Origin of the sequence: Corynebacterium marinum DSM 44953 (assembly GCF_000835165.1) — a bacterium.
GTDB lineage: Bacteria > Actinomycetota > Actinomycetes > Mycobacteriales > Mycobacteriaceae > Corynebacterium > Corynebacterium marinum.
In genome coordinates this window covers 1,776,307-1,793,632 of sequence record NZ_CP007790.1, presented here as the reverse complement: position 1 = coordinate 1,793,632, position 17,326 = coordinate 1,776,307, and the positions used below count along the sequence as shown (strand labels likewise).

Here is a 17,326-nt window from a genome sequence, read left to right as displayed (position 1 = left end):
CCCGGCCGAACCGACCCTGAGGACGGTACCCATGACACCCACGGACCACCCACCCGCCCAGGACGCCGCCGGGCGGAATCGCCCCGTCACCGGCTACGTGGTCGAGGCGTACCCGCGGTTCTCCGAGACCTTCATCGTCTCGGAGATCCTGGCCCGGGAGGCGGCGGGGGAGAAGGTGGTGATCTTTTCGCTGCGGCCCTGCACGGATCCGCGTTTCCACCCCGAGCTGGCGCGTGTCCGGGCCGCGGCCGTCCATATCCCGCACCCGCACTCCGCGGCTGCACTCTGGGACATGCTCGACCCCTCGGCGGGGCCCCACCTGGGTGAACTCCTGCGGCACCGGCCGGACGACGCCGCGCAGGCGGTCCAGGTGGCGGCGGAGGCGCAGGAAAACGGGGTCACGCACCTGCATGCGCACTTCGCCAACTTGCCCACCACCGTCGCCCGCCTGGCCGCGCGGATCGCGGGACTGCCCTACTCCTTCACCGCCCACGCCACCGACATCTTCCACGAGTCCGTGGCGGAGGAGGATCTCCGGGCCAAGTTCGCCGACGCCCACCACGCGGTCACCATCAGCCGCCACAACCTCGACCATCTGCGCGCCCGCTTTCCGGAATCAGCCGCCCGCATGCGCCTGGTGTACAACGGCCTGGAACTCGGGAGGTTCCCCTTCCGCCCGGAACGGGGCAGGGACCTCAGCCTGCTCGCCGTCGGTCGGCTCGTGGAGAAGAAGGGCTTTCCGCTGTTCATCGAGGCAGTCCGGCGTCTGCGGGAACGCGGCCTGCCGGTCACCGCGGAGATCGCCGGCGACGGTCCGCTGCGCGCGGCGCTGCAGGGGCAGATCGTCCGGGCGGGCCTCGGCGGCGCGGTCACCCTGCTCGGGCCGCTCACCCAGGACGAGGTCAGCGGGCTGCTGGGCACACGCCGGCTCTTCGTCGCCCCCTTCATCGTCGGCAGGGACGGCAACGCCGACGGGCTGCCCACGGTGCTCCTGGAGGCCATGGCCCGGGGCATCCCGTGCGTCGCGGCCGACGTCACCGCAGTGGGGGAGGTGGTCATCCCCGGGAGGACGGGCTGGCTGGTGCCCACGGGCGACGTCGACGCGCTCACCGACGCCGTCGAGGAGGCGCTGCGCACCGATGCCTCGCCGCTGGTCCGCAACGCCCGCCGCCTGGTGGAGGACGTTTTCGACTCCCGCGGACAGGCGCGGACCCTCCGGGAACTGCAGGCCGCGGCGGAGCCGGGATGATAACGGGGATAATAAGGCCATGACCTTCTCAGCCGCCCTGGCAGGGCACGCGAACGAACCCCACGGCGCAGGCCACGGATCGAAGCTCAACTGGCTGCGCGCGGGCGTCCTCGGCGCGAACGACGGCATCGTGTCCGTCGCGGCGCTTCTGCTCGGCGTCATCGCCGCGGGCGCGGGGGAGGGGGCGGTCCTCGCGGCGGGTGTGGCATCCCTGATCGCGGGTGCCGTCTCCATGGCGCTGGGCGAGTACGTCTCGGTCTCGGCCCAGCGCGATTCGGAGCGGATGCTCGTCGCGAAGGAGCGCACCGAGCTGGCGGAGGACCCGGCGGCGGAGCTCGCCGAACTCGCGGGCATTCTCGCCGGTTACGGCATCAGCGACGCGACCGCCGCGCAGGCGGCCACAGAGATCCACCAGAAGGACGCCCTGCCCGCCCACCTGCAGCTCGAGCTGGGGATCGAGGCGGAGGAGCTGACCAGCCCGGTCGCGGCCGCGGTCTCCTCGGCTGTCGCCTTCACCCTCGGCGCGGCGCTGCCGCTGATCGCGGTGCTCCTCGTGCCGGCGGAATGGGCCCCGGTGACCGTCACCGTGGTGACCCTCATCGCCCTGCTGCTCACAGGGTTCATCTCCGCGGCGCTGGCCGGAACCTCCCGGCTCCGGGCCAGTCTGCGCCTGGTGGTCGGCGGCGCCGCGGGCCTGGCCCTGACCTACTTCGCGGGCGCGCTGTTCGGCGCCGCGGGGTAGGGCAGGGTCAGCAGTTGAAGTAGAGCTCGAACTCCTTCGGGGTGGGGCCCTGGCGAAGCGGGTTGATCTCGTTGTCGTACTTCAGCGCGATGTAGGACTCGATGAGGTCCTCGGTGAACACGTCGCCCTCGGTGAGGAAGTCGTGGTCGTTCTCCAGCGCATAGAGGGCGTTCTCCAGGGAATGCGGGACGCGGGGGACCTTCGCGGCCTCCTCGGGCTCCAGCTCGTAGAGGTCCTTGTCCACCGGTTCGCCCGGCTCGATGCGGTTCTTGATGCCGTCGAGGCCCGCGAGCAGCTGCGCGGCGAAACCCAGGTACGGGTTGCCGGAGGGGTCCGGTGCGCGGAACTCGATGCGCTTGGCCTTCGGCGAGGGTCCGGTGACCGGGATGCGGATGGCGGCCGAGCGGTTGCGCTGGGAATACACCAGGTTCACCGGGGCCTCGAAACCGGAGTAGAGGCGGCGGTAGGAGTTCACGGTCGGGTTGGTGAAGGCGAGCACCGCCGGGGCGTGCGCGAGCAGGCCGCCGATGTAGTGGCGGGCCATGTCCGACAGTCCGGCGTAGCCCTCCTCGTCGTAGAACAGCGGCTTGCCGTCCTTCCACAGGGACTGGTGGGCGTGCATGCCGCAACCGCCGTCGTCGAGAAGCGGTTTCGGCATGAAGGTCGCCACCTTGCCGTGCTCGTCGGCGGTGTTCTTCACGATGTACTTGAACTTCTGCAGGTCGTCCGCCGCGTGCAGGAGGGTGTTGAACTTGTAGTTGACCTCCTGGATGCCGCCGGTGGAGACCTCGTGGTGGAAACGCTCGATCTCGAAGCCGACCTGGGAGAGGTTGTGGGCGATCTCGTCGCGCACCGGGATGGTCTTGTCGTAGGGGGCGGTGGGGAAGTATCCGTCGTTGACGCGGATCTTGTTGCCCAGGTTGGGGGATCCGTCGATCATCGTCTTGGCGTCCGAGTTCCACCAGCCCTCGTCGGAGTCGACCTCGTGGAAGGCACGGTTGACGTCGGTGGAGTAGCGCACGGAGTCGAAGACGAAGAACTCGGCCTCCGCGCCGATGAAGCACTCGTCGGCGATGCCGCTGGCCCGCATGTACTCCTCGGCCTTGCGGGCGATGTTGCGCGGGTCGCGGGAGAAGGGCTCCCGGGTGAACGGGTCGTGGACGAAGAACTGCATGTTCACCGTCTTCCGGCGCCGGAAAGGGTCGAGGTAGGCGGTCGAGACGTCCGGCATGAGTGTCATATCCGACTCGTCGACGGAGGTGAAACCCGCGATCGACGAACCGTCGAAGGCGAAGCCCTCCGCCGCCGATTCCTCGGTGAGGGCGGAGGCGGGGACAGTCAGTGCGTGCTCAATGCCAGGGACGTCCGTGAACCGGATGTCCAGGTATTCCACCTCCTCATCGCGCAGGTACGTGATCAGGTCAGTGGTGGTTGTGAAAGACACGACGGGTGTCAGGGCTCCTGGGTAGGGGATGTTAGGTCAGTGCGGGGGTGTGCCAGAGGTTGAGGCTGGTGCCGATGCCCTGTTCGAGGGCGTTGTGGTACACGTCGTAGGCCCAGGCGACGTCCTCGACGGGCATGCCGCCGATGGAGTAGATGAAGATCTGCTCGTCGTCGACCCGGCCCAGGGCGCGCCCGGCGGCGATGTCGCCGATGTTGACCAGGTGGTCTTTGGCCAGGGTTCCTTCGGCGGTCATGTCCCACCAGCGGTTGCCGGGGATGCCCAGCAGCTGCTCGTAGGTGATGTCGGGGCCGTTCTCGTTGAACCACTCGCCGTACAGGCCCGTGTAGTCGACGACGAGGTTGGCGTCGTCGGAGGCGATGAAGTCGTCGTCGAAACGCGCGGCGGCGGGGCACAGGATGAGCGCGCCCGGCTTGATCCACTCCCGCTTGAAGTACGGGAAGCCGGAAGGCCCGTCCGGGGAGGTGGAGGTGCCGGCGATGAGGATGTCGGAGCCCTCGATCGCGGCCTTCTCGGAATCGACGACCTCGACCTCGATCTCCGGGTACTTCGCCCGCAGCTCCTCGGCCACGCGTCGGGTGGAACCTTCGGAACGGCCCTTGATCTTCACGCGCCGGATGCCCGGCCGCTGGGAGAGGGCGGAGGCGAAGATGGTGCGGCTCATCACGCCGGGGCCGATGATGCCCACGGTCTCGGCGTTTTCCACGGCGAGGTGCTTGACGCCCACGCCCGGCACGGCGCCGGTGCGGTACGCCGACAGCAGGTTCGCCGACATGATGGCCTTCGGGGCTCCGGTGACGGCGTCGTTGAGCACGAACACGTGGATGGAACGCGGCAGCTCGTGGTTGCGGTTCTCCGTGTTCGAGCCGTACCACTTCACGCCGGCCGACTGGAAGCGTCCGCCGAGGTAGGCGGGCATCGCCATGAAACGGCGGTCGGGGCCGTCAGCGGGCATCCCCTCGTGGGCGGGTTCCGCGGGGAAGTTGATCTGCGCGCCGTGGGAGTTCGCGGAGGCTCCCGCCATCCGGTAGTCGCCGTCGGCGAGCAGGATGAGGGTCTCCTCCATCGTCTCCACGCAGGCGGCGGAGTCGGTCACGCCGGCCTGGATCATGTCGTCCTCGGAGAGCCAGAGGGTGTCAATACGGGGTGCGTCTGCGTACGGGGAGCTCACATATACCTTTCTCAAGGGGTTCCAATGACGCTCCCGGGCCCGCCGACGTGGCCGGGCCATGAAGACCGGGACCGCCCTAAAACCCATGGCGCATCTTATGCGGTGATGCCTTCGCCTTCCACGCTACATAAGTAAAACCTGCGGATTTCGTGTGCGAGGTGGATCCCGGCCGATTAATCGGGGACGCGGGACGGAATACGGCAAGGTGAGAAGCCGAAGTATGGGGATGTCCGGCCCGTGGCTGGCCGTCACCCCTGAACGGGGCTGGCCGAGAGCTTCGGCGGCCCGCTTCGCGACGGTGCCCGGGCCTGTCGCGTGCGCGAAGTGGTCGGGGCCCGGCATCTCGCGCGGGACCGGCCCTCCGGCCGCCCGCTGCGGCCGGCCGGGGTCTGCGGAAGAGTTGTCCGGCCCGCGGGATCGGAGTACTGTTGATAATGGTTTTCATTAGGTTTTCAACAACATTCCAGGAGGTTCCGCCATGCGGGCCAGTATCGCCATCGCCCTCTCGGCCACCGCCGCCCTGACCCTGTCCGCCTGCTCGGCCGATGGTACGGACGGGGCAGACAACAGCGGCAACAATGCCGGGCCCGGGGATATTTCCCTCGTCGTCACCACCACCCCGCTGGGCAGCGTCACCTCCCAGATCGCCGCCTGCGCCGGGGGCGCCTCCACCACTCTCATGCCGGCCGGGGCGGACCCGCACGACTTCTCCGCTTCCTCGTCCCAGGTCGCCGACATGGTCAAGGCGGACCTCGTCATCGCCAACGGCCTGGGGCTCGAGGGCGGTCTCGACGCCTCCCTCGACCAGGTCGAGGAGGACGGCACCGAGGTCTTCCACGTCGCGGAAAAGATCGACCCGCTGCCCTTCGGGGAGGAGGAGCCCGGCCACGAAGGGGAGACCGCGGAGGAGCACGCCGCCCACGCGGAGGAGGACGAGCACGGGCACGGCGACCTCGACCCGCACTTCTGGCTCGACGCCGCCCGCATGGCCGACGCGGCCGGGCAGATCGGCGACAAGGTCGCCGAGCAGACCGGTGACGCCTCATGGTCCGAGTGCGGCGCCGAGGTCGCCGGGGAGCTGACCGCGCTGGACGCGGAACTCCGCGAGGCCCTGGCTGTCGTCCCCGGGGACCGCCGCGCGCTGATCACCGACCACGACTCCTTCGGCTACTTCAACGACGCCTACGGCTTCCGCTCCGTGGGGGTCGTCGTGCCGGGCGGATCCACGGAGGCCCAGCCCTCCTCCCAGGACCTGGCCCGCCTGGCCGGGGTGATCGAGGGAGAAGGCGTGCCCGCGATCTTCTCCAACTCGGCGGTCAACCCGGGGCTCGTCGACGCGCTCGCCGCCGAGGTCGGCGAGGAGGTGAAGGTCGTCCCCCTCCACGTCGGCTCCGTCGGCCCGGAGGGTTCCCCGGCGGCCGACTACCAGGGCATGATGCGCGAGAACGCGCGTCTCATCGTCGACGCCCTGGCCTGATCCCAGAAGGGGACTACAGTTAATTCGTGATCGACTGGATACTTGACCCGTTCCTGCTGGGCTTCCAGCAGCGGGCCCTCATTGGCGGGCTCATCGCCGCGGTGATGAGCGCCACCGTCGGCGTGTGGCTGGTGCTTCGCGGCATGAGCTTTTTCGGCGACGCCTTCGTCCACGGCGTCCTGCCCGGCATCGCCGCGGCCGTCGTCTTCGACTTCAACCCCCTCCTGGGCGCGGCCGTCGCGGCGGCCTTCATGGTCGGTGCGGTGGAGGTGATCCACCGGCACACGCACCTCAAGGAGGACACCGCCATCGGCCTGCTATTCGTGGGCATGATGGCGCTGGGCGTGGTCATCATCTCCCGCTCCGACTCCTACAGCGGCTCGCTGACCAGCATCCTCTTCGGCGACGCCCTGGGTGTGTCGTGGGAGGCCATCGGGCAGCAGGCGATCCTCGCGGTCGTCGTCATCGCCGGTTCGCTCCTGCTCTACCGTCCGCTGCTGGCGCTGTCCTTCTCCCCGGTCAAGGCGGAGTCGCTGGGCATGCGTCCGAAGCTGACGCACGCCCTGCTCCTCGTGCTCATCGCCACCAGCGTGATCGGCAGCTTCCAGGCCGTGGGCACCATGCTGGTGTTCAGCCTCCTGGTGGCCCCGCCGGCCACCGCGGCCCTGCTGACCCGGTCGATCCCCACCATGATCGTGGTCTCCGCCGCCATCGGCGCATCCGCCGTGTTCATCGGGCTGATCCTGTCCTTCCACCTGGGGACGGCCGCCGCCGCCACCATGGCGCTCGTGCCCATCGCCGCGTTCCTGGTCATCATGGAGGTCCAGCACCTGCGCCGCCGCTTCCGGGGCACCGTGGTGCGCCAGGAGGTGGTGGCATGAGCGGGAACTTCGCCGTCGGAAAGCAGCTGCAGCTCGGTTACGAGCGGGTCGTCGCGGTGCGCCCCTCTGACGTGAGCATCCCGCAGGGGAAGCTCACGGCCATCATCGGGCCCAACGGCTCGGGCAAGTCGACGCTGCTGCACGCGCTCGGCGGGCTCATCGAACCACAGTCCGGCGAGCTCAGCGTCCTGGGTGGCACGGCGCTCGCCTCACGACGCCGCGTCAGCTACGTCATGCAGTCCGTCACCTACCCGGAGGGCGTGCCCCTGTCCGTCCGTGAGGTCGTGCACATGGGCCGCTACCCCTCGACGGGCTGGTTCGGCCGTTTCCGGGCGGGGGACAGGCACAGGGTGGAAGAGGTCATGGAGCGGCTGAACGTCACCGCCCTGGCCCGGCGCCACCTGGACGAGCTGTCCGGCGGCCAGCGCCAGCGCGTCTACGTCGCGCAGGGAATGGCCCAGGACCACGACGTCCTGCTTCTCGACGAGCCGCTCACCGGCCTGGACATCGTCTCCGCGCGGATCATCGACGAGATCATCCACGACGAGACCCATGCGGGACGCACCGTCGTCCACACCACCCACGACCTGGACGAGGCGCGGGCGGCGGACCACGTCGTCCTCATGGCCGGGCGGGTGGTGGCCTACGGGCCCCCGGCGCAGGTGCTCACGGAGGCGAATCTGCGCGAGGCCTACAACCTCGGTGAACTGCACGAACCGGGCGGCATCTTCATCGACAGCCCGCGCGAGGAGTGCTAGCTACATCTTCACGTAGCGGGCCCGGGCCAGCGAGTACACCCCGTAGAGGGCCACCCCCGCGCCCACGACGAGCAGCAGCACGCTTCCGGCGGGCTGCTCCCCGAGGGCGCGCAGCGCGGCGTCGAGGCCCCCCGCCTCCTCCGGGTCGTTCGCCCAGCCGGCCCACACGATGAGCACGCCGAGCACCGCGAACGCGATGCCGCGGGCGATGTAGCCGACCGTCCCGGCGGCGATGATGGCGGAACCCACCTCGCCTGATCCGGCGCCAGCTTCCAGGTCCTTCTTGAAGCTTCTGGTCACGCCGCGCGCGACACTGTACAGGCCGACGCCGAGCACGACCAGGCCGCCGATGATCACCAGCACCGCGCCCCAGGGTTGGGCCAGGACGCGGGCCGTCACGTCAGTGGCGGTCTCTCCGTCCGAGGTGGTGCCGCCGGCCGCGAAGGTGGCTGTCGTGACGGCCAGCGACAGGTAGACCACGGTCATCACGCCGCCCTTGGCCTTGGCCTTGGCGTCCTCTCCCGTGAAAAGCTGGGTCAGGCGCCACAACGCGAGGGCCGCCAGGGCGAGCACCGCGGCCCACAGGGCGATCTGCCCGCCCGGGGCCTGGGCGATCGTCTCCAGCGCCCCCGAGTTCGACGCCTCCTCGCTGCTCGAACCGCGGGCGATCTGGACGGCGATCCAGCCGATGATGATGTGCAGGATGCCCAGGACGATGAACCCTCCCCGGGCGAGGGTGGTCAGCGCGGGATGGTCCCCGGCCCGGTCGGCGGTGTTGTGGGCCTTCTGTGTTGCGCTGCGCGCACTTCCCGTGTCCATGCCCCCCATTCAACCGTGTGCCCGGTCACCGGACCACCGTAATGAAGGATCGTGACACATGTGGACACTTACATGTTGACGCATCTACAATATATGGCTAGTGTGGCCATGACATCAAAAATCAGAGGAGACAAAGAAAACATGAAGATCGCAGTGTTCGTCGGTTCCATCCGCAACGGCCGCCACGGCCGCACCATCGGCGAGTGGGCCCTCGGCCAGCTCCAGTCCCGCGGCGACGGCCACACCTACGAGCTCATCGACCTGGCTGAGCAGGACCTCGACCAGCTCACCGCAGCCACCCCGCCCATCATGGCGGCCGGCGTCTACGAAGAGCCGAAGACCATCGCCTGGTCCGAGACCATCAAGGCTTTCGACGGCTACATCTTCGTCACCCCGGAGTACAACGCCTCCATGCCGGGCACCATGAAGAACGCCTTCGACCTCCTCAAGGTGGAGTGGGAGGGTAAGCCGGTCGGCTTCCTTTCCTACGGCGGCGGCGGCGGAGTCCGCGCGGTCAACCACTGGCGCGACGTGGTCGCCAACGTCGGCATGCAGCCGCTGGAGGCCCAGGCCAGCCTCGTCTTCGACGAGCACTTCGTCGACTTCCAGTTCGCCCCGAACGACACCACCGCCGAGCTGCTCGCGGCCGTCGCCGAGGAGCTGGTCAAGGTCGACGAGAAGGTTTCCGTCAACGCCTAAGCCCTGCCGCACACGCAACAGCCCCGCACCGGAACTGCTCCGGTGCGGGGCTGCGCGTTGTCTGCGGGGGGGCCGGAGATCGTCGGCATGTGGGTGGGCATCCCCGACCCCGCGGACTGGTACGGGGAGGTCATCGCCCGCGTGGCGGCCGTGCTCCGCGACCCGGGCACGACGCTGGAGCCGTTGCCCGGATACCGCTGAACCAGCGGCGGCGTTAGTGTGTGGAGTGTGATGAGAAGCGCCCTGGCATCCGCCCCCGTCGTCCTCGCCTCTCTCGGATTGGCCGCTTGCGGCTCCGCCGTTCCCGCCCCCGTCGACGTGTCGGCGCCCGTCCAGGTCGCCCGGGACTACGTCGCCCTGGGCGACTCCTACGCCGCCCTGGGCGGCACATCCGCCGACACCACCGGACCCGATCACTGCCTGCGCTCCAGCGACAACTATCCGGCCGGCGTGCTTGCCGACGCCCGCGTCACCGGCCGCGACGCCACCTGCCAGGGGGCTGTCACCGCCGATCTCCTGCGGCCCCGGCACACCGGCTCCGGAACCATTCCCGCGCAGCTCGACGCGCTCACGGATTCCACGGAACTGGTGACGCTCTCCATCGGCGGAAACGACATCGGTTTCGGCGACATCGCCGGCTGTTTCCTCACGGCCATGCTCGCCGGCCGGGAGTCGGATTGCGCCGCGGCGTGGAAGGAGTCCGTTGCCGCGCGCATGACCGGGCTCCCGGCGCAGCTGGATGAGGTGTACCGGGCCATCGAGGAGCGCTCCGGCGGCGCCCGCGTGATCGCCACCGGTTATCTGCCGCTTCTCGCACCGGGAGATCGCTGCACCGAGGTGGAGCTGCTCGGCGATGCCGACCGTGCGTGGGTGGTTTCGCTCACCGATGAAGTCAATCGCATCGCCGCCGAGGCCGCTGAACGCCACGGCGCCGAGATCGTCCTACCGGAAGCTGCGGAGAACCACACCGGGTGCGCGGCACCGGGGGATCGTTGGGTGGATTTCCTCGGTTCGGAGACGGGCGCGTTCCCGATGCATCCCACCCCAGCCGGCCAGGCGGTCATGGCGGACGCGGTGCTGGAGAAGCTGTAGAGCCCCCTCCGTCATGGACGGAGAGGGCTCTACGCAGGTCTGTTAGCAGTCGTAGTACATCTCGAACTCCAGCGGCGTCGGGCGCAGCCGGGCCGGGGAGATCTCGTTGTCGTACTTGAGCTTGACGTAGGCCTCGATGAGGTCCTCGGTGAAGACGTCGCCCTCGGTGAGGAAGTCGCTGTCGGCCTGCAGGGCCGCCAGGGAGGCCTCGAGGGAGGTGGGCGCCTGCGGGATGGCGGCGGCTTCCTCCGGCGGGAGCTCGTAGAGGTCCTTGTCCACCGGGGCCATCGGCTCGATGCGGTTCTTGATGCCGTCCAGGCCGGCGAGCATCATCGCGGCGAAGCCGAAGTAGGGGTTGCCGGACGGGTCCGGTGCGCGGAACTCGATGCGCTTGGCCTTGGGGTTGGAGCCGGTGATCGGGATGCGGATCGCGGCGGAGCGGTTGCGCTGGGAGTACACCAGGTTGATCGGTGCCTCGAAGCCCGGGACCAGCCGGTGGTAGGAGTTCAGCGTCGCATTGGTGAACGCGAGGACCGCGCCGGCGTGGTGCAGGATGCCGCCGATGTAGTAGCGGGCCATGTCGGACAGGCCGGCGTAGCCGGACTCGTCGTGGAACAGCGGCTTGCCGTCCTTCCACAGGGACTGGTGGGCGTGCATGCCGGAGCCGTTGTCGCCGGCGAGCGGCTTGGGCATGAAGGTGGCGGTCTTGCCGTTGGCGAAGGCGGTGTTCTTCACGATGTACTTGAAGGACTGCAGGTCGTCCGCCGCGTGGAGCAGGGTGTTGAAGCGGTAGTTGATCTCCTGCTGGCCGCCGGTGCCCACCTCGTGGTGGAAGCGCTCGATCTGGTAGCCGGCGTTGCTCAGGTGGCGGACCATCTCGTCGCGGATGTCCACGGACTGGTCGTACGGCGGGACCGGGAAGTAGCCGCCCTTGACGCGGTTGGTGTAGCCGAGGTTGGGGCGGCCGTCGAGACGCCCTTCGGCGCCGCGGTTCCACCAGCCCTCGTCGGAGTCGACCTCGTAGAAACCGGAGTTGATGTCGGTCTGGAAGCGGACGGAGTCGAAGAGGTAGAACTCCGCCTCGGCGCCGAAGAAGCAGGCGTCGGCGATGCCGGTGGAGGCCAGGTACTCCTCCGCCTTGCGGGCCACGTTGCGCGGGTCGCGGGAGAAGGGCTCGCGGGTGAAGGGGTCGTGGACGAAGAACTTGATGTTCAGCGTCTTGGCCTCACGGAAGGGGTCGATCTTCGCGGTGGCGATGTCCGGGAGCAGGTTCATGTCGGATTCGTCGATGGTGGTGAAGCCGCGGATGGAGGAGCCGTCGAATGCGAGGCCCTCTTCCGCCGCCTCCTCGTCGAACATCGAGGCCGGGATGGTGAAGTGGTGTTCGGTGCCGGGGACGTCCGTGAACCGGACGTCGACGAACTCGACCTTTTCGTCCTTGATGAACTTGACGACATCTTCGGTGGTCTGGAATGCCACGATGACTCCTAGTGGGGTTGACGCTCAGTCGGGCGGTATCTCGCTTAAGCCTACAGGTGGGTTCAGGACATCCTGGGTACCTGGCGACCATGTTAGACCATTACCTGTCGAGCTATCAAAAGGTGAAATGTGAATCACGTTTTCTCCGCCCCAGAACCCCCGGCTAGTCTCTAGTGTATGGCGAACCCCAAGCGCAGCTGGCTCGACGGCCCCCAGATTCCCGGTGAACACGACGACCCCTACGCCCCCGGCCGCTGGCCCGGCGAGAAACTCGGGCTCCCGGAGTCCGGACCGGGCGCCCTGGCGTCGGTGGGCCGGCGCGCCGGGGCGGTGACCATCGACTGGCTCCTCTGCTGGCTGCTGGCCGGAGTCTTCGTCCGCTTCACCGACTTCCTCGGTTCCACCCCCACGGTCACGCTCCTCTTCTGGATGGCCCTCGGCATCGTCACCGGCTGGCTCTTCGCCCGCACCCCGGGCCACATGGTCCTCGGGATGGGCATCGCGCGCATCGACGCCGGCGGGGCCAAGGTGGGCCTCTGGCGCGCCGCCCTGCGCACCGTCCTGACCTCGCTGATCCTTCCGGCCGCGATGGTGGATTCCGACGGCCGCGGACTCCACGACCGCGCCACCGGCACCGCCGTCATCCGCGGCTAGATCAACAGGAAGAGCAGGACCTGGGCGAGGAGGATCTTCGCCACCATGGACACCGGGTACACGGACGTGTACCCCTGGCCGGGCAGATCGTTGCGGGTGACGTCGTTGACGTAGGACAGGACCGCGGGGTGGGTCTGCATACCGGCGAGGATGCCGGCGGTCTCGCCGAAGGACAGGTGCATCACCTTGTGGCCGACCACCAGCACCAGCACCGAGATCAGGAGGGTGACCAGCGCTCCGACGCCGATGATCGTCAAGGACGTCGGGTCGGACAGCGCCGCCCGGAACCCGGCGCCGGCGGTTGTGCCGATTGCCGCGAGGAACAGGGTGATGCCGATCTGGCGCAGCGCCAGGTTCGCGCCGTAGGGCACCTGCCAGACGATCCGGCCGGTGCGCCCCAACGCGCCGAGGATCAAGGCCACCACGAGCGGGCCGCCGGCGCTGCCCAGCTTGAGGGTCGCGCCACCGGGCAGGGGAAGGGCGATCAGGCCGACGGCCACGCCGATCGTCAGGCCCGCGACGAGCGGCAGGAGGTTGACGTCGGAGAGGCGTCGATAAGAATCGCCGAACAGGCGGGTCACCTTGCCCATGCGGTCGTGCGCGGCGACGACGCGCACCCGGTCGCCCAGCTGCAGGATCGTCTCCGGGGTGGCCACCATGTCGTGGTCGCCGCGGCGGACCCGGGTGATCAGCAGCCCGGAGAGCTGGGGGCGCAGCCGCGACAGGGGGATGCCCACGAGGTCCTCGTTGGAGACGAAGATGCGCCGGTAGTCCAGGTCGTGGCCGTGGGCGGGTTCGCCGGGCAGCGCCTCGCCGATGAGCTCAGCCGCCCGGTCGAGCTCCTCGGCGGTGCCCACCACCGACAGGACGTCGCCCTTCTTCGCCCACGCGCTGCGGCCCGGCAGGCGCTGCGTGCCTTCGCGCTCCAGGCGGGACACGATGACCTCCAGGCCCAGGTCCTCCGGCAGCTCGACGATCGCGCCCAGGTCCTCCCGTCGGACCAGGATGCGCCGGGTGTAGAGCTCATGCACGGCCACCCCGTGGTCGATGGCCTCCTGCCGGTGGTCGACCTTGAAGGCCTTGGCCGTCACGGCGATCGCCAGGATGACGATGATCACGCCCAACGGGTACGTCAGGGAGTAGGCGACCAGCGGCAGGGACTCCGCCGTGCGCAGTTCCCCGGCGTCCGTGATCAGCGAGGGCAGCGCATCCACGACCGCGGCCATCGCCGGGGTGTTGGTCAACGCTCCGGTGAACAGCCCCGCGCCGGTGACGGCGCCGATGTCGAAGAGCTTGACCAGCCCGAAGGCGGCGGCGGTGACGGCGAGGAAGATGCCGACCGCCAGGGCGTTGTTGCGCAGGCCCTTGCTCCGGAAGGTGGCGAAGAAGTCGTGCCCGGACTCCAGGCCGATCGTGTAGACGAACAGGGACAGGCCCACGACGTAGATGAGCGGGGGGATCTGGATCGCCGGCTCGACGGCGGCCATCACCAGGCCGACGAAGAGGACCGCGGCGACCCCGAGCTGGAAGCCGAACACCCTGATCCGGCCGATGAACAGACCCACCGCCATGATGAGCAGCAGGGCGAGTAGGGGATTCTCCACGAAGATGGTCACCTGATCATCGTGCCAGACGCGCCCCCCGGGCAGCCGTAGAAGCACGAAATCCCGCGCACCTCGGGGAAGGTGCGCGGGATCGCGGGGACTGGCAGGCGGGGAGGCCGCTACTTCGAGCGGCGCTCGCTGGCGCGGCGCATCCGGCGGTTCATGCCCGAAAGGTTCCCGCCCTTCGGCATGGGGCCCTTCGGAAGGCCGGCGCCCGGGGCGGAGGAACCGATGGAGTCCACCGACTCGATCCGGGCGTTGACCGCGTAGACCTCGTTCTTCTTGTAGTTGCGGGGCAGCTTGAGCAGCTCGCGCTGCAGGTTCTTCAGGGGAACCTGGCCCTCGCCGTCGCCGACGTAGACCTCGTAGACCGGCACGTCGCCCGCCAGGCGGTCGAGGCGGCGCTTCTGCTGGTTCACCAGCTCCTTGGCTGCCGTCGGGCTGCCCTCGGCGACGAGGACCACACCCGGGTTGCCCACCACGCGGTGGACGATGGCGCTCAGCGAGCGGTTCATGGCCACGCCCTGCTTGGAGTGCCACACGATGCCGACGGTGTTACGCAGGTTGTCGAGCGCCCAGCCGGCGGCTCCGGGCTGGTCACCGACGCGGTCGTACATCGAGGTCTCGAGCCGGCGGGAGAAGATGTACATCGCCAGGACGATGCCCAGGCCGATGCCCAGGGGGAGCATGTACCACTGCCCGCCCCAGATCAGACCGATGAGGAAGAAGAGCGCGGCCACGCCGACGATCGACAGGATCATCAGCGGCAGGAGCTTCTTGTCCTGCTTGCGCTGCAAGTTGAAGGCCTGCCAGAACTGGCTCCACGTCTGCTTGCGCTTGGCCCGCTTTGCGGCCCTCTCCTCGGACTTCGCGGCCTTGGCGGCCGCCTTCTGCTTGTCGTCTGCCATGGCCTCTACTTTAGGCCAGCCGGTGACATGCGCCTAACGTGAGGTGACCGGTGTGTCCTGGGAGGGGCCGTACTTGGCCAGCAGGGTCGTGGCCTCCTGGTCGGTGCTGCCCTGGGACGTCTCGGCCAGGTGCTTGAGGTTCTCCGGGACGGTCAGGCCGCGGGCGGCCATGGCCTCCGAGTAGAGGCGGCCGGCACGGTAAGAGGAGCGCACCAGCGGGCCGGACATGACTGCGCCGAAACCGAGCTCCTCGGCGAACTCCTTGTGCTCGACGAACTCCTCCGGTTTCACCCACCGGTCGATCGGGTGGTACATCGGGCCGGGGCGCAGGTACTGGGTGATGGTGATGATGTCGCAGCCCGCGGAGTGCAGGTCGGTGAGCGACTCACGGATCTCCTCCGGGGTCTCGCCCATGCCCAGGATGAGGTTCGACTTGGTGATCAGCCCGAAGTCGCGGGCCTGGCGGATCACGTCGAGGGAACGCTCGTAACGGAAGGCCGGGCGGATGCGCTTGAAGATGCGCGGCACGGTCTCCACGTTGTGGGCGAAGACCTCCGGGCGGGACTCGAAGACCTCGGCCAGAAGCTCCGGCCGGCCGGAGAAGTCGGGGACCAGGTTCTCCACGCCGGTGTTCGGGTTGAGCTCGTGGATCTGGCGGACGACCTCGGCGTAGAGCCAGGCGCCCTCGTCCTCGAGGTCGTCACGGGTCACGCCGGTGATGGTGGAGTAGTTCAGATTCATCTCCCGGACGGACTCGGCCACGCGGCGCGGCTCGTCCCGGTCGAGGGGGTCGGGCTTCGCGGAGTTGATCTGGCAGAAGTCGCATCGGCGGGAGCAGTTCGCTCCGCCGATGAGGAACGTGGCCTCACGGGATTCCCAGCATTCGTGGATGTTGGGGCAGCCGGCCTCCTGGCAGACGGTGTGCAGCGAAGCGCCGGCCACCTTCTTCTTCATGTCCTCGTACTCGGGGCCTGTCTTCACCGCGTTGCGGATCCACCGCGGCTTGGTCTCGATGGGGGTCTGCGCGTTGCGTTTCTCCACCCGCAGCAGCTTGCGTCCTTCAGGTGCGATAGTCACGCCCTCACCCTACTCTTTTTGTTGATAGGCGGGAAAGTCCAGGTCAGCCCTGGCGTGGCACCCGCGGCAGACCCTTCGTCGGGTCCGGCGCCTCCGCGAAAGTGTGGTCGGCGACCTTGAGCCGGCCGGCGAGGGCGGCGTCGAGGGCGTCGATAAGCGGCGTCGTCATCTCCTCGACGGTGACCTCGCGGTCCAGCTCGAGGCTGAGGGTGGACACGTCGGCGTCGTCGATGCCGCAGGCCACGATGTGTTCGTAGAACTCGAGGGTGTTGCTGCAGTTCAGTGCCAGGCCGTGCATGGTCACGCCGCGCGTGATGCGGATGCCCAGGGCTGCCAGCTTGCGGTCGCGGCGGGTGCCGGAGGCGGGGACCCAGACGCCGGAGCGGCCGTTAATACGCCCCGCCTCATCGACCCCGACGTTGCGCACCGTCTCGATCAACGCCTCCTCGAGGCGGCGGACGTAGTCGACCACGTCGACGGGGTCGGCCAGTTTGATGATGGGGTAGGCCACCAGCTGGCCCTCCCCGTGCCAGGTGATGCGCCCGCCGCGGTCCACGTCCACGACGGGCTGGCCGTTGGTGGGGCGGTCCTCCGGCTGGGTGCGTTTGCCCGCGGTGTAGACGCTCGGGTGCTCCAGGACGAGCACCTGATCGCCGATCTCGTCCGCTGCGCGCCGCGCGGCTAGTTCCGCCTGCAGATCCCAGGCCTGCTGGTAGTCCACCAGACCCAGGTGACGGATCTCCAGGGGGGCCTCATCGGCGCGGATCGAACGGTCGGCGGGGAAGAAGGGCTCACGCGGTGCACTCATAATGGGGTACAGGGTACCCCGGCCGGCACGTCAGATGCCGTTGGCGGCGGCGTACTCCGCGGCCGTCATGAGGGGGCCCACCTCGTCGACCTCCACGGCGAAGAGCCAGCCCGCGCCGAAGGGGTCGGAGTTGACCACGGCGTAGTCGTCGTGGATCGCGTCGTTGACCTCGGTGACGGTGCCGGTGACCGGGGCGTAGAGGTCTGAGACCGACTTCGTGGACTCCACCTCGCCGCAGGGCTCTCCGGCGGTGACGGTGTCGCCGACCTCGGGCAGCTCGGCGAAGACGACCTCACCGAGGCGCTCGGTGGCCACGGAGGTGATGCCCACCTTCACGGTGGTGCCGGCGGCGGCCTCGGGGGCGGAGTCGATCCACTCGTGGTCCTCGGAGTAGGAGTAGTTCTCGGGCAGGGCAGACATGATGATCGGGCCTTCCGGTAGAGGGT

At 68.8% G+C, this 17,326-nt stretch carries 18 protein-coding genes; 9 read left to right on the top strand and 9 right to left on the bottom strand.

The genetic code is table 11. The features are described 5' to 3' along the window. Positions 1-31: 31 nt before the first annotated feature. Both B840_RS08545 and B840_RS08540 read left to right on the top strand, forming a co-directional pair. The gene (locus tag B840_RS08545; RefSeq protein WP_042621808.1) at positions 32-1,249 is read left to right on the top strand and encodes a glycosyltransferase family 4 protein; all 1,218 of its coding nucleotides are present in this window, start codon (positions 32-34) and stop codon (positions 1,247-1,249) included. Between the two features lie 19 nt (positions 1,250-1,268). Further along, entirely contained in the window at positions 1,269-1,991 is a 723-nt protein-coding gene (locus tag B840_RS08540) for a VIT1/CCC1 transporter family protein (RefSeq protein WP_042621807.1), read from the top strand. Between the two features lie 7 nt (positions 1,992-1,998). Here the strand turns inward: B840_RS08540 and glnA (B840_RS08535) are convergent, their stop codons facing one another. Together glnA (B840_RS08535) and B840_RS08530 are read right to left on the bottom strand one after the other, a co-directional pair. Then, positions 1,999-3,435: a type I glutamate--ammonia ligase gene (gene glnA / locus B840_RS08535; RefSeq protein ID WP_042621806.1), complete on the bottom strand. Its 1,437-nt coding sequence runs from the start codon at positions 3,433-3,435 to the stop codon at positions 1,999-2,001. Positions 3,436-3,466: 31 nt separating this feature from the next. Further along, positions 3,467-4,564 (bottom strand): ornithine cyclodeaminase family protein, encoded by a 1,098-nt coding sequence (locus tag B840_RS08530; protein WP_229676608.1) that lies wholly within the window; start codon positions 4,562-4,564, stop codon positions 3,467-3,469. 538 nt (positions 4,565-5,102) lie between these two features. Between B840_RS08530 and B840_RS08525 the strand changes: the two genes are divergently transcribed. From B840_RS08525 to B840_RS08515, 3 genes are read left to right on the top strand one after another with little or no spacing between them, the layout of a single operon-like run. After that, complete coding sequence (locus B840_RS08525; RefSeq protein ID WP_042621804.1) at positions 5,103-6,101, top strand: metal ABC transporter substrate-binding protein; 999 nt, start codon at positions 5,103-5,105, stop codon at positions 6,099-6,101. A gap of 26 nt (positions 6,102-6,127) precedes the next feature. Further along, entirely contained in the window at positions 6,128-6,982 is an 855-nt protein-coding gene (locus B840_RS08520) for a metal ABC transporter permease (protein ID WP_211255104.1), read from the top strand. After that, a complete protein-coding gene (locus tag B840_RS08515; protein ID WP_042621803.1) occupies positions 6,979-7,740 on the top strand; it encodes a metal ABC transporter ATP-binding protein in 762 nt (253 codons plus the stop codon). Before B840_RS08520 ends, B840_RS08515 begins: the two co-directional genes overlap by 4 nt. Here the strand turns inward: B840_RS08515 and B840_RS08510 are convergent, their stop codons facing one another. Continuing rightward, complete coding sequence (locus B840_RS08510) at positions 7,741-8,559, bottom strand: DUF1206 domain-containing protein (protein WP_042621802.1); 819 nt, start codon at positions 8,557-8,559, stop codon at positions 7,741-7,743. A 141-nt stretch (positions 8,560-8,700) separates the two neighbouring features. On the opposite strand from B840_RS08510, the gene B840_RS08505 reads away from it, so the two are divergent. From B840_RS08505 to B840_RS08500, 3 genes are read left to right on the top strand one after another with little or no spacing between them, the layout of a single operon-like run. After that, the gene (locus B840_RS08505; protein WP_042621801.1) at positions 8,701-9,258 is read left to right on the top strand and encodes an NADPH-dependent FMN reductase; all 558 of its coding nucleotides are present in this window, start codon (positions 8,701-8,703) and stop codon (positions 9,256-9,258) included. 57 nt (positions 9,259-9,315) lie between these two features. Continuing rightward, positions 9,316-9,459 carry a hypothetical protein gene (locus B840_RS13505; protein ID WP_156971875.1) on the top strand — a complete coding sequence of 48 codons (144 nt, stop codon included), beginning with the start codon at positions 9,316-9,318 and terminating at the stop codon, positions 9,457-9,459. Between the two features lie 30 nt (positions 9,460-9,489). Further along, positions 9,490-10,350 carry an SGNH/GDSL hydrolase family protein gene (locus tag B840_RS08500; RefSeq protein WP_042621800.1) on the top strand — a complete coding sequence of 287 codons (861 nt, stop codon included), beginning with the start codon at positions 9,490-9,492 and terminating at the stop codon, positions 10,348-10,350. Positions 10,351-10,392: 42 nt separating this feature from the next. On the opposite strand, the gene glnA (B840_RS08495) is transcribed toward B840_RS08500, so the two are convergent. Beyond that, positions 10,393-11,829 (bottom strand): type I glutamate--ammonia ligase, encoded by a 1,437-nt coding sequence (gene glnA / locus B840_RS08495; RefSeq protein ID WP_042621799.1) that lies wholly within the window; start codon positions 11,827-11,829, stop codon positions 10,393-10,395. A gap of 177 nt (positions 11,830-12,006) precedes the next feature. Here glnA (B840_RS08495) and B840_RS08490 point away from each other — a divergent pair, with 177 nt between their 5' ends. After that, entirely contained in the window at positions 12,007-12,483 is a 477-nt protein-coding gene (locus B840_RS08490) for an RDD family protein (protein ID WP_042621798.1), read from the top strand. On the opposite strand, the gene B840_RS08485 is transcribed toward B840_RS08490, so the two are convergent. The 5 genes from B840_RS08485 to gcvH form a co-directional block, all read right to left on the bottom strand. Then, entirely contained in the window at positions 12,480-14,099 is a 1,620-nt protein-coding gene (locus B840_RS08485; RefSeq protein WP_042621797.1) for an aspartate:alanine exchanger family transporter, read from the bottom strand. The genes B840_RS08490 and B840_RS08485 overlap by 4 nt on opposite strands. Before the next feature lie 107 nt (positions 14,100-14,206). Then, positions 14,207-14,995 carry a DUF4191 domain-containing protein gene (locus B840_RS08480; RefSeq protein WP_042621796.1) on the bottom strand — a complete coding sequence of 263 codons (789 nt, stop codon included), beginning with the start codon at positions 14,993-14,995 and terminating at the stop codon, positions 14,207-14,209. 33 nt (positions 14,996-15,028) lie between these two features. Then, positions 15,029-16,072 carry a lipoyl synthase gene (gene lipA / locus B840_RS08475; protein ID WP_042621795.1) on the bottom strand — a complete coding sequence of 348 codons (1,044 nt, stop codon included), beginning with the start codon at positions 16,070-16,072 and terminating at the stop codon, positions 15,029-15,031. A 43-nt stretch (positions 16,073-16,115) separates the two neighbouring features. After that, a complete protein-coding gene (gene lipB / locus B840_RS08470) occupies positions 16,116-16,880 on the bottom strand; it encodes a lipoyl(octanoyl) transferase LipB (RefSeq protein ID WP_042621794.1) in 765 nt (254 codons plus the stop codon). Positions 16,881-16,910: 30 nt separating this feature from the next. Further along, positions 16,911-17,300, bottom strand: a complete 390-nt coding sequence (gene gcvH / locus B840_RS08465; protein WP_042621793.1) for a glycine cleavage system protein GcvH — start codon at positions 17,298-17,300, stop codon at positions 16,911-16,913. Between the last annotated feature and the right edge of the window lie 26 nt (positions 17,301-17,326).

What these genes read in the sequence shown, in the direction of transcription:
- B840_RS08545 (WP_042621808.1), top strand. Translation starts at nt 32, where the DNA reads ATGACACCCACGGACCACCCACCCGCCCAGGACGCCGCCGGGCGGAAT.
- B840_RS08540 (WP_042621807.1), top strand. Translation starts at nt 1,269, where the DNA reads ATGACCTTCTCAGCCGCCCTGGCAGGGCACGCGAACGAACCCCACGGC.
- B840_RS08530 (WP_229676608.1), bottom strand. Translation starts at nt 4,564, where the DNA reads ATGATCCAGGCCGGCGTGACCGACTCCGCCGCCTGCGTGGAGACGATG.
- B840_RS08525 (WP_042621804.1), top strand. Translation starts at nt 5,103, where the DNA reads ATGCGGGCCAGTATCGCCATCGCCCTCTCGGCCACCGCCGCCCTGACC.
- B840_RS08515 (WP_042621803.1), top strand. Translation starts at nt 6,979, where the DNA reads ATGAGCGGGAACTTCGCCGTCGGAAAGCAGCTGCAGCTCGGTTACGAG.
- B840_RS08510 (WP_042621802.1), bottom strand. Translation starts at nt 8,559, where the DNA reads ATGGACACGGGAAGTGCGCGCAGCGCAACACAGAAGGCCCACAACACC.
- B840_RS08505 (WP_042621801.1), top strand. Translation starts at nt 8,701, where the DNA reads ATGAAGATCGCAGTGTTCGTCGGTTCCATCCGCAACGGCCGCCACGGC.
- B840_RS08500 (WP_042621800.1), top strand. Translation starts at nt 9,490, where the DNA reads ATGAGAAGCGCCCTGGCATCCGCCCCCGTCGTCCTCGCCTCTCTCGGA.
- B840_RS08490 (WP_042621798.1), top strand. Translation starts at nt 12,007, where the DNA reads ATGGCGAACCCCAAGCGCAGCTGGCTCGACGGCCCCCAGATTCCCGGT.
- B840_RS08480 (WP_042621796.1), bottom strand. Translation starts at nt 14,995, where the DNA reads ATGGCAGACGACAAGCAGAAGGCGGCCGCCAAGGCCGCGAAGTCCGAG.
- lipB (WP_042621794.1), bottom strand. Translation starts at nt 16,880, where the DNA reads ATGAGTGCACCGCGTGAGCCCTTCTTCCCCGCCGACCGTTCGATCCGC.
- gcvH (WP_042621793.1), bottom strand. Translation starts at nt 17,300, where the DNA reads ATGTCTGCCCTGCCCGAGAACTACTCCTACTCCGAGGACCACGAGTGG.